Source organism: Myroides sp. NP-2 (assembly GCF_014145665.1).
In the GTDB taxonomy this organism is placed as follows: Bacteria; Bacteroidota; Bacteroidia; order Flavobacteriales; family Flavobacteriaceae; genus Flavobacterium.
Map to the genome: position 1 here is coordinate 25,180 of NZ_JACHTD010000010.1, position 14,540 is coordinate 39,719.

A 14,540-nucleotide genomic window follows, 5' to 3' on the forward strand; every position below is an offset into this window, starting at 1 on the left:
GGTTTATTCCCCCTCGGGAAACCCTAGAAATGAAGGCGTGCTAAATGCAACACAAATTCATGCAGCACTTCATCGACACTGAAGAAGACACTCCATGTTGACCATAAGAAAAAGAAGAAGTCATTGTAGGTAAAAAAACGATTGACTGCATAATACTACTTTTTTAGATGTTGATCCCATCGACGGACCAACTTGGTCGTCTCAAGAAACTATCATTTTGTTTTGATAGGGCAAAGATAAGAGCTCAGATCAATGGAGTAAATACCATGTATATGGTAGATTTATACAAAAAAGGCTATCTCTGTTGTATAGAGATAGCCTTTTTTTGTTCTATTGTGTTTATTTTGATTACTTTACATGTAAAACAAAGTAGTTCTTTTTCCCTTTTTGTAGAAGGATGAATTGATCGTTGATCAAATCTGCTGTAGTAACCACATAGTCTTCGGTTACTTTTTCTCTATTTACAGCAATAGCGTTAGCTTGAAGTGATCGACGAGCTTCACCATTTGATGGCATAAAACCACTTTTAGCGGCTAGGACTTCGATGATTGGCATTCCTGCTTCTACATCAGCTTTGGTTACTTCGGCTTGAGGAACTCCGTCAAAAACCTCTAAAAATGTCTTAGCATCTAATTGTTTCAAGTCATCTGCAGATGAATTTCCGAATAAGATCCCCGATGCTTTAATTGCATTTTCCAATTGTTCTGTGCCGTGTACCATCGTTGTTACCTCTTCAGCTAATCGCTTTTGCAATACGCGTAAATGAGGAGCCTCGAGATGTTCTTTTACCAAAGCTTCAATTTCTTCACGACCGATAAAAGTAAAGATCTTGATGTATTTTTCAGCATCGGCATCTGACACATTTACCCAATATTGGTAGAATTTATACGGAGATGTATACTCAGCTGACAGCCAAATATTTCCACCTTCTGATTTACCAAACTTTGTTCCATCTGCTTTTGTGATGAGTGGACAAGTCAACGCATAAGCTTTTTCGCTTATCGTACGGCGAATTAACTCCGTTCCCGTCGTAATATTTCCCCATTGATCCGAACCTCCCATTTGCAAGGTTACGTTTTTGGCTTGGAACAAGTGCAAGAAATCGTACCCTTGCAACAATTGATAACAGAATTCAGTAAAAGACATTCCATCTTGGAATTCACCATTTAGGCGTTTCTTTACAGAATCTTTCGCCATCATATAGTTTACTGTAATGTGTTTTCCAACGGTTCTAATGAATTCTAGGAACGAAAAATCTTTCATCCAATCGTAGTTATTCACTAGTTCTGCTGCGTTAGCTGCACCAGAGTTAAAATCTAAGAAACGTTCTAATTGGGCTTTGATTGCCTGCTGATTGTGACGCAAAGCTTCTTCAGACAATAAATTGCGTTCATTAGATTTTCCAGAAGGATCTCCTACCATTCCAGTAGCCCCACCAATTAAGGCAATTGGTTTGTGCCCTGCCATCTGAAAATGCTTTAAAAGCATTACACCTACTAAATGTCCAATATGCAATGAATCCGCTGTTGGGTCAATTCCCACATACGCTGCACGCATCTGCTCCAACAAATGTTCTTCAGTGCCTGGCATAACGTCGTGGAGCATTCCTCTCCAAGTCACTTCTTCAATAAAATTTTTCATTTAATTATATTTTATGCAAAGATAGTTCAATTCCTTGCGTGATTAGAACTTTTTTTTGATACATCTGCATTTTTATTGCTTTCAAACTCTTCAAAACAATCCACTGAAAATACGGGCGTTACTTTAAAACTTTTACTCCTATTCTTTCACAATCTAAAACATAACCTTTACATTTGTTTATTATGATATTGGTTACAGGTGCCACAGGTTTAGTAGGGAGTTACCTTCTTTTACATCTTCTTCAACAGGGGGAGCAAGATGTTCGTGCAATCTATCGAGATGAAAAGCGTATAGCAAAAACGAAAAACGTCTTTGCTTTACATCAAGCCCTTGAATTATTTGAGCACATCGCTTGGCAAAAAGCTGATATCCTAGATCTACCTGCCCTAGAAGAAGCTTTTGTTTCAGTTACCCATGTGTATCACTGTGCGGCTCTTGTGTCTTTTGATCCAAAAGACGAAAAAAAATTGCGCAAAACCAATATTGAAGGTACGGCTAATATTGTTAATTTATGTTTGGCTTATGAAGTCAAAAAGTTGTGTCATGTCAGTTCCATCGCCGCAGTAGGCGAATCATTGGACCCAAAAATTCCCATTACAGAAGAAACAGAATGGAATCCTGAGCTTTACCACAGCGATTATGCCTTGAGTAAGTTTGGTGCAGAAATGGAAGTATGGCGAGGTACTCAAGAAGGTTTATCCGTTGTAATTGTCAACCCTGGCGTTATCTTTGGGCGTGGGTTTGAAAGCGAAGGCAGTGGTGCGTTATTTTCTAAAGTAGGGCGCGGATTTCCGTTTTATACCGCGGGAACTACTGCAATCGTAGCCGTAGAAGATGTGGTTTCAGCTATGCGTCAATTGATGCACAGCCCTCGTAAAAACGAACGTTATCTGCTCGTTGCCGCCAATGTATCCAATCGAGAATTGCTAAGTGAAATCGCCGATTTATTGCATAAAAAGCCCGCGCGTTTTAAAGTCAACCGCCTTGGACTATCAATTGCCTGGCGATTGGATGGCTTTGTTTCTTTAGTCACCCCAAAAAAAAGAAGCTTTACACGTGCAATCGCGAAAGCTTCTCTTAGTAAGTATTGTTATGACTCTTCGAAAATTAAACAAACGCTGTCGTTTACTTTTTCGCCTTATACCGAATTTTTAGCAGCTACTAGCAAAGATTTTAAGTAGTTTCATTTTTATGCTTAATTTACTCCTCCTCGACTCCTTGTACTTTTCGACTTATTAGTGCAGATTTAAGCAAACTTTTGTTTATTTGTTTCACTGCAGTAGGTGTATCGCCTTTCGCAGCTTTGCTTCCTGTAGTACTAGTTAAAGAATCCGACGTTGGATCGTAAAGCTCTTTAGCTTGCTTCAATACATTTACTTTTTCTAGTTCTGGTTTACTTGAAAGCGTGTCAAGGCGTTGCTCTTCTTTTTTCAATCGATTCATCACCCGTGTCTGCATATCGAAATACACATTCTTTTTTAAGGCGATATAATAGCGGTTATTCTCGACAAAGGTCAAGCTATCAATATCGTATTTTTTAAAAATATCCCCCATGCGTATAGGCTGTACAGTATCAGCAAAAAAGGAGTTGGTATTTTGCGTACCGTATAATAGCGTTACATCATATAAGATATTTTCCATTTTCGACTCCTCAATAAATGGATTGGGCTTTGTTATCTTGTCCTGACAGGCCGACAACAAAAGAACCGCAAAAAAGGCAACTAGTATATTTTTCATTTTTGTACTACTAACGTTCAAAAAGCAATCTTTGTCCGCAACGAATATCTTTTACTTGTTCATTTTCATAAACCAAGCAACCATTGACAAACGTATGGGTTATTTTAGAAGAGAATGTTTCACCTTCAAATGGCGACCATCCGCATTTATACAATATATTCGAGCTGTTCACTTCCCAACTATTCGTTGGATCAATCAACACAATATCAGCGTGATATCCTTCTTTTAAAAATCCTCTTTTTTCTACTTGAAAGAGAATGGCTGGATTATGCGCTGTTTTTTCGACAATTTTTTCCACAGTAATTCGACCTTGTTTTTTGGCTTCAAAAAGTGAAACTAATGCATGTTGAACCAAGGGACCACCAGAGGGGGCTTGTCCGTATGCCTTTGATTTTTCCTCTTTGGTATGTGGAGCGTGATCCGTTGCAATAACGTCAATACGATCATCCAACAACGCTTCCCAAAGCATTTCTCTGTCCTTTTCCGTCTTAACGGCAGGGTTCCACTTGATAAAATTCCCTTTTGAATCGTAATCTTTATCAGTAAACCACAAGTGGTGCACACAAACCTCCGCTGTAATCTTTTTGTCTTTTAGCGGAATGTCATTGCGAAACAAAGCCGTTTCTCTCCCTGTAGACAGGTGAAATACGTGTAGGCGAGCGCCCGTTTTCTTCGCCAATTCTATCGCTTTAGAAGAAGACAAGTAGCACGCTTCTTCGCTGCGAATAATCGGGTGGCATTGCACGGGAATATCTTCGCCATATTGGGCTTTGTGTTGCTGCAGATTAGCCTGAATCGTGCCTTCATCTTCTGCGTGTACGGCAATTAACATAGACGTACTAGAAAATATTTTTTCCAAAACATCTTGACGATCCACTAACATATTTCCAGTAGAAGACCCTAAAAATAGTTTAATCCCCGCTACATTGCGCGGATTAGTTTTCAATAATTCGGCTAAGTTATCGTTTGTTCCCCCCATCATAAACGAGTAATTCGCATAAGATTTAGAGGCAGCAATATCATATTTTTGTTCTAACAATTCTTGGGTTACTGCATTAGGAACCGTATTGGGTTGCTCAATGAAAGAGGTAATCCCCCCAGCAACAGCTGCTCTTGATTCGGATTCGATATCGCCTTTATGCGTCAATCCCGGTTCGCGAAAATGCACTTGGTCATCAATCATCCCAGGAATGACGTATTTTCCCGTTGCATCAATACACTGCATCCCTTCCGTCGCTTCAATTGAATCGGCTATACGTGCGATTTTCCCCTCTTGAATCAGGATATCTCCTTTCTTGACGATTCCTTCGTTGACTAAGTTTCCGTTTTTAATTAAGTAGTTGTTCATTATAGTTTGTTTAGTAGTTTTCTAATTTTCAAGCTCATCACCCCAAAAATGGCCTCTTTGATAATGCCTTTGGACATTTTAGACTCCCCTCTTGTGCGATCAGTAAAAATGATAGGGACTTCAGTGATCGGAAATTTTTTGACGTAGACGCGGTACTTCATCTCAATTTGGAAGGCATAGCCCACAAATCGTATGCGATCGAGATCCATGCTTTCCAAGACTTCTTTGGTGTAACACACAAAGCCCGCCGTGGTGTCTTTAATGGGCATACCCGTGATCCAACGCACGTAAATGGAGGCGCCATACGATAACAATACGCGATTCAAAGGCCAATTGACTACATTCACGCCTGTCACATATCTCGACCCCACAGCCATCCCTCCTTTGGCTTGACAGCTAGCTAACAGTCGACTTAAATCCTTTGGATTATGAGAGAAATCAGCGTCCATTTCAAAAATATAGGCGTAATTTCGAGCCAAGGCCCATTTAAAACCATCTACATAGGCTGTGCCAAGTCCATTTTTCCCCTCTCGTTTCAACAAGTGTAAGCCTGCGTACTCCGCTTGTAGTTGTTCTACCACAGCCGCTGTACCATCAGGTGAGTTATCATCCACAATAAGCACGTGAAAACACTCGGGCAATTCAAGTACTGCCTCAATTATTTGCGCTATATTTTCAATCTCATTATAGGTAGGAATAATAACTAGTCCTGCATTCATTGTCTTTACTTTGGATACAAAAATAACCTTTTTATAGAAAGTTAACCCTTAAATAATTACCAAAGTCAGACAAATACATTTTTTTGCTAATTTTGCAAATGATATGGACAATCTACTATTAACTGAAAGAATTGTAACCAACAAGGATTGGGCTACCCTACTATTTTTTGTGGGCTTTTCCATCATTGCTATAAACCGAACTATTTTTAGCATCCGCTTTGCTGAATTTACACGCTTGGCTATTTCAGACAAGTACCTCAAAATCTACAAAGACAATACGAACCTACGAAATAGTTTTACCCTTTCTTTTCTGACTATTCAACTATTGTCCATTACCTTCTTTTTGCAAATTGTTGCTAAGTCGTTTGGGTTTATTGAGCAATATAGCTTGCTGTCCTTTATTCAGATTTTGAATTTTACCTGTTTTTTTGTTATTGGCAAATACCTCATCGATAAAATTATCGGAATTACCTTCGGGATAGAGGACTTTGTAGATCATTTTAATTTACAAAAAGCAACCTATAGAAATTACATTGGCATGTATCTATTGGGCCTTGACTTGATCTTGTTTTACAACGATATAGTCAATCAAATGATCATTAGCCTAATTGGAATTACGTTAATCTTAACAAATCTTAGTTTATACGTTATTTTTATAAAAAACAATCGAAAAACGATATTAAATAAGTTGTTCTATTTTATTTTGTATCTTTGCACCCTTGAAATAGCTCCTTATTTTATAATATACTTTGCATTTAAAAACTTTAGAGCCTAAATAAGAATTAAACTATGAAAGTGAAAACAATTTTGGTTTCTCAGCCAGAACCTAAAGTAGAAAACTCTCCATACTTTGAAATCGAACAAAAATATAAAGTAAAAATTGACTTTAGGCCTTTTATACACGTTGAAGGTGTACCAGCTAAGGACGTAAGACAACAAAAGATCGATTTAAACAACTTTACAGCTGTAATTTTGACGAGTAGGAACTCAGTTGATCATTTCTTTCGTGTTGCTGAAGAAATGCGCTATAAAGTACCTGAAACGCTTAAGTACTTTTGTCAATCAGAAGCGATTGCCTTTTACCTACAAAAATATGTGGTGTATCGCAAAAGAAAAATTTATGTAGGACAAAAAGACTTTGCTGATTTGGCTCCTTTGATTAAAAAATACAAAGACGAGAAATTCTTATTATCCGCTTCAGATCAATTAAATGCAGAAGTACCTACAATTTTAGGTGAGTTAAAAGTGGATTGGACGGCAGGAACGTTTTATCGCACTGTTATGAGTGATTTATCGGATTTAGCTGATGTAAAATACGATGTATTAGCCTTCTTTAGTCCAACGGGAATCAAATCATTATTCATGAACTTCCCTGATTTTACCCAAGACAACACCAGAATTGCTGTTTTTGGTACAACAACACAAAAAGAAGCCTTAGATCACGAATTACGCGTAGATATTATGGCGCCTTCACCTGAAGCACCATCGATGACTATGGCTCTTGAAAAATACATTCAAAAGGTAAATAAATAATAAAAAAAGGCTTCCTTGCGGAAGCCTTTTTTTATTATTAGTGATTGATATAGGAGAATAAAAGAGGGCATAATCTCAAGTAGAACCTAAACCCTCTTTCATGTTAGCCTTCCCAACAAACAACTAACGATCGTCATAGTCAGTAAAGACATGACTTATCTCCCGTTTCCGTTTTCCCTTTTCTAAAAAAAAAAAAGGAAACCTACTGGCTTCCTTTTTTGTACTATATTACAATTGAGGTCCTGCTTCTACAAGCGCTTTCCCTGCATCGTTATTTGTGTATAAGTTGAAGTTTTTGATGAACAACTCTGCTAAATTTTTAGCTTTGTCTTCCCACTCTTTAGCTTCAGCATAGGTGTTACGAGGATCTAGGATATTAGTATCTACACCTTCTAAAGCAGTTGGCACTGCGAAGTTGTAGATAGGAATAATCTTCGTTTCGGCAGTTTCGATAGAACCATCTAAGATACGATCGATAATCGCACGTGTATCCTTAATTGAGATACGCTTTCCAGTTCCATTCCATCCGGTGTTAACCATATAAGCCGTAGCGTTGTGCTCTTCCATTTTCTTTACCAACTCTTCACCGTATTTTGTTGGATGTAAAGACAAGAATGCTTTACCAAAACAAGCAGAGAAAGTAGGTTCAGGCTGAGTTACTCCTCTTTCCGTACCCGCTAATTTAGCAGTAAATCCAGACAAGAAATAGTATTTAGTTTGTTCCGGTGTCAATTTAGAAACTGGAGGCATAACGCCAAATGCATCTGCTGTTAAGAAGATAACTTTTGTTGCGTGACCAGCTTTTGACACAGGTTTTACGATATTTTCAATGTGATCAATTGGATAAGAAACACGCGTGTTTTGCGTTACTGATCCATCGTTAAAATCGATGATTCCGTTAGCGTCTACCGTAACGTTTTCCAACAAAGCATCTTTGCGGATTGCATTGAAGATGTCCGGTTCGTTTTCTTTGCTCAAGTTGATTGTTTTTGCATAACAACCTCCTTCAAAGTTAAACACCCCTTCATCATCCCATCCATGCTCATCATCTCCGATTAATTCGCGTTTTGGATCTGTAGATAAGGTTGTTTTACCTGTTCCAGACAAGCCGAAAAACACAGCAACATCTCCGTCTTTTCCTTTATTTGCTGAACAGTGCATCGAAGCCATTCCTTTCAATGGTAAGTAATAGTTCATCATAGAGAACAATCCTTTTTTCATCTCACCACCATACCAAGTACCACCAATCACTTGTACTTTTTCAGTCAAGTTGAATGCGATATATACTTCTGAATTTAATCCGTATGCTTTGTAGTCTTTAAAAGTCGCTTTAGAACCATTCATTACAACGAAATCGGGCTCACCAAAGTTTGCCAATTCCTCTTCTGTTGGACGGATGAACATGTTTTTCACGAAATGTGCTTGCCATGCTACCTCCATAATGAATCTCACTTTCAAGCGCGTATTTTCATTCGCACCACAGAAAGCGTCAACAACATAAAGTTTTTTTCCTGACAACTCAGTGGCAGTAGTTGCTTTTAAAGCTTCCCACGTTTTTTGGTCAATTGGCTTATTGTCATTTGGCGATTCTGGAGAGTTCCACCAAACCGTATTCTCAGTAACTGAGTCTTTTACGATGTATTTATCTTTTGGAGAACGACCAGTGAACTCACCTGTCATAACATTTACAGCTCCTAATTCAGTTACTTGTCCTTTTTCAAAACCCTGGAGGTCAGACTTAATTTCTTCATTATATAAAAGATCGTAGGAAGGATTATATACAATCTCTACAACATCTTTAATACCATATTTTTCAAGTGAAATTGATTGCGTATTAGCCATTTTCATTATGTTATGTTGTCTTTTTAATTAATATGCAAACTTAGAAATAAATTTAATATAACGATACACAAAACTAGTTTTTCGTACTTTTTCCTGTTTTAAGGGTCTGAACTGCAGCATAAATCCATGCTCCAATCATAAAGACACCTCCAATTGGCGTCACTGGTCCTAAAAACTTAACGTTAAATCCGGGTAAACCGTTGAATGTTAATAGGTAGATTGATCCTGAAAACAACAATACCCCTATCAATGTTAAGGTAAAAATTCTCTTTTTTACCTTGTCAGAAAAGAAAGTAGATAGTCCAACAAACAAAAGGAAAAAGACGTGATACATTTGATAACGCACCCCTACTTCATAGGAAGCTACAGCGGATTCGCTAACGATCTTTTTCAAACCATGTGCACCAAAAGCTCCTAGTATGATCCCTAGTGCCCCTAATAATGTTGCTGTTATAATAATTTTTCGTCCCATTTATTTTTAGATCGAAGATACAAATTATCCTTTAAACACAAGGAGAGAAAGACCGAAAATAAATCTACACAAAACATGCTTTACCCGTGATAAAACCTTCGCATAATGAAACTAAACCCTTTTAAATAGTGACTTCCTCTTACTTTATACACAACCATCAACAACCACAACTTAACTAGCCTACTGGAGTTCAACGCCATAAAATCAAAAAAAGGGGCCTCTCTCCCTATCGCAAGTACAAAAATGAGAAGATATATTTTCTTTTGTAGTAGAATCAAACCGGAACAATTGAACACAGATGTAGCTCTTCCTATGCGCTACTAGTCAAGCAAAATTTGCTTTACTTCTTCGGTAACAGCAATTTTCAATCAAAACTTTTTTTAGCAAATAGTATATCCCTTTGTTATATAATTCCTTACTTTCGTAACTCGTAAAACAACCAAAAACAAAATAATGAAAGAAATATTAATCGTAGGCGCTGGCCGTTCTGCCTCTTCACTTATTAAGTATTTACTTGAAAAATCTACGACAGAAAACCTTCATTTAACCATTTGCGACTTGTCTTTAGCATTAGCAGAGAAAAAAGCAATGGGACATCCAAATGCTACGGCAAAGGAATTTGATTTATTTAATACCGAACAAAGACAAGAATTGGTACAACAATCCGATATTGTCATTTCAATGCTTCCTGCAGCCTTGCATATTGAATTGGCTAAAGATTGTATTCGCTTTAAAAAGCACCTAGCAACTGCTTCCTATATTAGCCCAGCTATGGCGGCTTTAGACGAAGAAGTAAAAGCCAACAACTTGGTGTTCATGAATGAAATTGGATTAGATCCAGGTATCGATCACATGAGTGCCATGAAAATTATTCACGAGGTAAAAGCAAAAGGAGGAAAAGTAATTTCTTTTGAGTCTTTTTGTGGAGGATTAATGGCTCCAGAATCTGACAACAACCTATGGAACTACAAATTCACTTGGAATCCGCGTAATGTAGTTTTAGCGGGACAAGGTGGTGCTGCTAAATTCATCCAAGAAGGACAATATAAATACATTCCCTACAACAAAGTATTCAGAAGAACTGAATTCTTAGACGTAAAAGGCTATGGGAAATTTGAAGCCTATGCCAACCGCGATTCTTTAAAATACCAAAGCGTTTACGGCTTAGACGATGCGAAAACCATCTTTAGAGGTACCATTCGCCGCGTAGGCTATTCTAGAGCGTGGAACTTGTTTGTAGAATTAGGGATTACGGATGATACATACGTAATTGACAACTCTGAAACGATGTCTTACCGCGAGTTTATCAACCTATATCTTCCATACCACCCTTCGGATACTGTAGAAACGAAACTGCGCCTCGCTTTAAACATTGATCAAGATGATATTGTTTGGGAAAAATTATTGGAACTAGATCTGTTTAATCCAGATAAAATCATTGGTTTAAAAAATGCTACTCCAGCACAGATTTTGGAAAAAATCTTAGCCGATAGCTGGACATTAGATCCAGAGGACAAAGATATGATTGTGATGTATCACAAAATTGGATACGAATTAAACGGAGAGAAGAAACAAATTGACTCGACAATGATTTGTATCGGAGATGACCAAACCTATACAGCTATGGCTAAAACTGTAGGTTTACCGTTAGCCATCGCCGCTTTAAAAATAGTAAAAGGCATTATTAGTACACCAGGGGTACAAATGCCAATTGAAGAGGAAGTATATGCTCCGATTCTAAAAGAACTAGAAGAAAACGGCATCGTTTTCGACGAAAAAGAAGTAGAATATCAAGGATTCTAATCAGAAAGGTCAAAAGCAATGCTTTTGACCTTTTCGTTTTTATGCCTTCGTGAATGTAAGTAGATAGCCATCATTTTGTACCAGCCTCAGCTCATCATTTGTGAATAATATCCTATATCCGCCTAAATCATTTATATAGAGTATCTCCCTATTTTCTAATGCAAAATCGTAACGATACGAATAAGACAATGTTCTAGGTTTTAGAAACCGTTCAAATGTGTTATCTTCCACAGCAGTAGCATTTTTAATCACAAACACTCCATCGCTGCCAAAGGAATAAATCACGTGTTCACCTTGGTCAAAAGATCGGTGTTCTCCAGTAAATGCTTGAATCTTTTCCAATCTCCAGCTAGTTGAATTTAATGCTTTTTTATCCGATACTGAAATTGCAGGATATTCAACCTCATCAAGCATTTTTGTTGAACGCTTAAACTGTAAGGTTTCTCCACTGTACTTAGTCAAGACTAATTTTTCTTGAGTAACTTTCATATCGAAAATAAAACCGGGAGTTAAAAAATCTAGCTTCTCTCCGTTTCTTTCTTTTTCACCGTCTAATTCTATGTAGGAATCCAAAGAATCCGTCTACCACTGTAAGACAGTAGTAAAAAAAGCAACTTTGACGAAACACTTTCGATTGCCAATCGACCGTTAGACAAAAATGATAATATATCGAAACACCCTATGCTTTTAGATCCTTCATTTCAGTAATCTACCACAAGCTTTGCTGTGTATTCTCATTGCAACCTTACAAAGGGTATGTGTTGATTTTTTTTTGAAATTAACAAACAACTAATAATTTTCCTCGTACACAAACCTACTCCAAAATAGAAGCAATCAACTTTTTTGTGTACGTTTTTTGAGGATGAGCATACAAAGCATCCGCTTCTCCTTTTTCCTCAATTTGTCCTTTGTTCATCACCATCACTTGGTCTGACATATACTTGACAACAGCTAAGTCATGTGAAATAAAGATATAGGTAAATTTATATTGTTCTTTGAGTTCATTCAACAAGTTGAGCACCTGGGCTTGAACCGAAATATCTAAGGCTGATACAGACTCATCGCAGATAATTAATTTGGGATGTACAGCAATGGTGCGTGCGATCCCGATACGCTGGCGTTGTCCGCCTGAAAATTCATGGGGATAACGATCAAAGGCTTCTTCCGTTAAACCTACTTGTTGTAGAAGTTGCAGCACTTTTTGTTTCTTCTCTTTTTTATTGCCGAATAATCGATGAACGATCATGGGTTCCATAATTGCCTGTCCCACTGTTAGCTTGGGGTTTAAAGAAGAAAAAGGATCTTGAAAAATAATTTGAATATCCTTGCGCAATGCACGAAGTGCTTTGCCTTTTAATTGTGTAATATCTTTTCCTTGATAAAAAATAGCGCCAGAAGAGGCGGGATCCAATTGCAAGATAGCATTGCCTAAGGTTGATTTTCCACAGCCACTTTCGCCTACTAGCCCTAATGTTTCTCCTTCGTATACTTCGAAGTTAATTTGATCTAGGGCGCGAAAGGTTTTCTTGCTCCATAGGCCTACACTTGAAATATAGTCTTTGGCCACATCTTTGACCACTAAAAGTGGCGATTGGGCATATAGTTGAACATGAGCGGCTTGTCGTTCTGCTGGGCTAATTACTTCTGTTGGCACTTGATTGTCAACAAAATCTTGAATCGTAGGCAAGCGCTGTAAACGCACCTGACTCGAAGGACGTGCTGCCAATAGCGCTTGAGTATAACGTTCTTTAGGCGCATTAAAAACCGACGAGGTCGATCCCTTTTCAACCACTTGACCGCGATACATCACCATCACCTCATCAGCAATACTCGATACCAAACCTAAATCATGGGAAATGAAAATCATCGCCATTTGGGTTTCGGCTTGTAAAGCTTTTAACAACTGTATAATTTCTTTTTGAACTGTCACATCTAGTGCTGTGGTGGGTTCATCGGCAATCAACAAGGTCGGTTTACACGCAATTGCCATAGCAATCACTACCCGTTGCTTTTGCCCACCTGATAATTGATGTGGATATTTTCGATACGCCTCTACAGGTTCAGGCAATTTTACTTGCGCAAACAATTCAATGACTCTATTCTTTAAGGCAGTTCCCTTTAAATTAGTATGCAAGCGAAGCATTTCTTCCACTTGAGATCCACAGCGCATCGAAGGGTTGAGTGCACTCATAGGTTCTTGAAAAATCATTGCGATTTTATTACCTCTAATTTGTCGGTATTCTTCTTCAGTAAAAGCAGTCAAATCTTGTCCATTAAACACGATATCCCCAACAATTTTACTTTGATTTTCAGGTAACAACCGCAGAATAGCCAATGAACTGACCGATTTCCCCGATCCGGATTCGCCTACAATCCCCAATATTTGGTTGGGGTACAAATCAAAGGACACTTGGTGTACAATCGGTTTCCAATCTTTGTTCTGTTGAAAACTAATTTGAAGATCCTTTACCTGAAGTAGCGGTGTTTGTTCTGACATAAAAATGAGTTAACGGTGTCCAAAACAAAAATAAGATAATTAATTGTGATTTAATGTCGCAGCAACAAGCGATTCGCTCTAGCACGAACACCAAATCACAATTAAAAAACAAAAGTCAGACATATTAAGCTACATTTACATGATCGTATTCCTTAACCAACGTTACGATAGTTGGTGTTTGTTGTTTAAAATTTGCGAACACCGGACAAGCTAATTTCACCGCATCAATCCATTCTTTCAATAGAACAATAGAAGCCGTTGACGTCGGTTTAACAACCACCTCTATTTTTTTAAATACCCCTGCATCCAAATGTTGCTGTTGCAAAGCTTCATCTACTACGCCACTTACTTCAATTTGAATTGATTTTAAATCGACGTTTAAAGTCAAACCGATTAAGTTTCCAATTGCATGGATACTTCCCGCTAATTTGGCTAAGATTAATTCTTCTGAATTCACTTGGGCTTCTTTGACCAATTCTTTTCCATCTTTTACAGTGAAGGAAAAGTTTGCTGTTTTGATTGCCAACTGACTTTCTCGTACTGAAAATCCCAATACTTTTACTACTTTATTACTCATTTTTTCTAATTTTTTACTACGACACTTTACCTCAAAAAAAAAGCCCTTTTGGTCGTCGTACGTTACCAAAAGGACTTGAAATATTACATTGAATTATTTTTATCAAAAAATACACGATGATGTTTGCTTCAGTTCTGGCAACGAGCGCATAGGCGAATGTTTTCTAAACATCCACATATAGCATACTGGGTTGGATACATACTGAATTCGCGTGCTCATCATATAAAATTTAAAAAAAAAGCCTCTGTTGAATCAACAGAGGCTTTTTGTATATTGTTTTATTATTTTACTTCATTAAAATAACAATCCCAATCCATTCACCTCTGGAGCTGAACACCACATTGATTTATGAAAATAAGATTGAATTGTTA

Annotated in this window: 13 protein-coding genes; 4 read left to right on the forward strand and 9 right to left on the reverse strand. The window is 37.7% G+C overall.

Going from position 1 to position 14,540, the window contains the following annotated elements; genetic code table 11:
- Positions 1–348: 348 nt before the first annotated feature.
- Positions 349–1,641, reverse strand: coding sequence for a tyrosine--tRNA ligase (tyrS, locus tag H4K35_RS10635; protein ID WP_182627785.1), 1,293 nt, complete (start codon positions 1,639–1,641; stop codon positions 349–351).
- Between the two features lie 182 nt (positions 1,642–1,823).
- Here tyrS and H4K35_RS10640 point away from each other — a divergent pair, with 182 nt between their 5' ends.
- Positions 1,824–2,822 carry an NAD-dependent epimerase/dehydratase family protein gene (locus tag H4K35_RS10640; protein ID WP_182627787.1) on the forward strand — a complete coding sequence of 333 codons (999 nt, stop codon included), beginning with the start codon at positions 1,824–1,826 and terminating at the stop codon, positions 2,820–2,822.
- A 19-nt stretch (positions 2,823–2,841) separates the two neighbouring features.
- Here the strand turns inward: H4K35_RS10640 and H4K35_RS10645 are convergent, their stop codons facing one another.
- The 3 genes from H4K35_RS10645 to H4K35_RS10655 are packed head-to-tail and all read right to left on the reverse strand — an operon-like array spanning position 2,842 to position 5,445.
- Complete coding sequence (locus H4K35_RS10645) at positions 2,842–3,378, reverse strand: DUF4296 domain-containing protein (RefSeq protein ID WP_182627789.1); 537 nt, start codon at positions 3,376–3,378, stop codon at positions 2,842–2,844.
- A 10-nt stretch (positions 3,379–3,388) separates the two neighbouring features.
- Complete coding sequence (locus H4K35_RS10650) at positions 3,389–4,726, reverse strand: dihydroorotase (RefSeq protein ID WP_182627790.1); 1,338 nt, start codon at positions 4,724–4,726, stop codon at positions 3,389–3,391.
- Complete coding sequence (locus H4K35_RS10655) at positions 4,726–5,445, reverse strand: polyprenol monophosphomannose synthase (RefSeq protein WP_182627792.1); 720 nt, start codon at positions 5,443–5,445, stop codon at positions 4,726–4,728. The genes H4K35_RS10650 and H4K35_RS10655 overlap by 1 nt, the downstream gene beginning before the upstream one ends.
- 103 nt (positions 5,446–5,548) lie before the next feature.
- Here H4K35_RS10655 and H4K35_RS10660 point away from each other — a divergent pair, with 103 nt between their 5' ends.
- Complete coding sequence (locus tag H4K35_RS10660; RefSeq protein WP_182627794.1) at positions 5,549–6,220, forward strand: DUF4271 domain-containing protein; 672 nt, start codon at positions 5,549–5,551, stop codon at positions 6,218–6,220.
- A 14-nt stretch (positions 6,221–6,234) separates the two neighbouring features.
- On the forward strand, positions 6,235–6,978 hold the full coding sequence (locus H4K35_RS10665) for a uroporphyrinogen-III synthase (RefSeq protein WP_182627796.1): 744 nt from the start codon (positions 6,235–6,237) through the stop codon (positions 6,976–6,978).
- 228 nt (positions 6,979–7,206) lie between these two features.
- On the opposite strand, the gene pckA is transcribed toward H4K35_RS10665, so the two are convergent.
- Positions 7,207–8,820 carry a phosphoenolpyruvate carboxykinase (ATP) gene (gene pckA, locus H4K35_RS10670; RefSeq protein WP_182627798.1) on the reverse strand — a complete coding sequence of 538 codons (1,614 nt, stop codon included), beginning with the start codon at positions 8,818–8,820 and terminating at the stop codon, positions 7,207–7,209.
- A 73-nt stretch (positions 8,821–8,893) separates the two neighbouring features.
- Entirely contained in the window at positions 8,894–9,292 is a 399-nt protein-coding gene (locus H4K35_RS10675; protein ID WP_182627800.1) for a DUF423 domain-containing protein, read from the reverse strand.
- A 453-nt stretch (positions 9,293–9,745) separates the two neighbouring features.
- Between H4K35_RS10675 and H4K35_RS10680 the strand changes: the two genes are divergently transcribed.
- Positions 9,746–11,095: a saccharopine dehydrogenase family protein gene (locus tag H4K35_RS10680; RefSeq protein ID WP_182627802.1), complete on the forward strand. Its 1,350-nt coding sequence runs from the start codon at positions 9,746–9,748 to the stop codon at positions 11,093–11,095.
- A 39-nt stretch (positions 11,096–11,134) separates the two neighbouring features.
- On the opposite strand, the gene H4K35_RS10685 is transcribed toward H4K35_RS10680, so the two are convergent.
- The 3 genes from H4K35_RS10685 to H4K35_RS10695 form a co-directional block, all read right to left on the reverse strand.
- Complete coding sequence (locus tag H4K35_RS10685) at positions 11,135–11,668, reverse strand: hypothetical protein (protein ID WP_182627804.1); 534 nt, start codon at positions 11,666–11,668, stop codon at positions 11,135–11,137.
- A 241-nt stretch (positions 11,669–11,909) separates the two neighbouring features.
- Positions 11,910–13,592, reverse strand: a complete 1,683-nt coding sequence (locus H4K35_RS10690; RefSeq protein ID WP_182627806.1) for an ABC transporter ATP-binding protein — start codon at positions 13,590–13,592, stop codon at positions 11,910–11,912.
- A gap of 124 nt (positions 13,593–13,716) precedes the next feature.
- On the reverse strand, positions 13,717–14,169 hold the full coding sequence (locus H4K35_RS10695) for an OsmC family protein (RefSeq protein ID WP_182627808.1): 453 nt from the start codon (positions 14,167–14,169) through the stop codon (positions 13,717–13,719).
- Positions 14,170–14,540 lie beyond the last annotated feature (371 nt).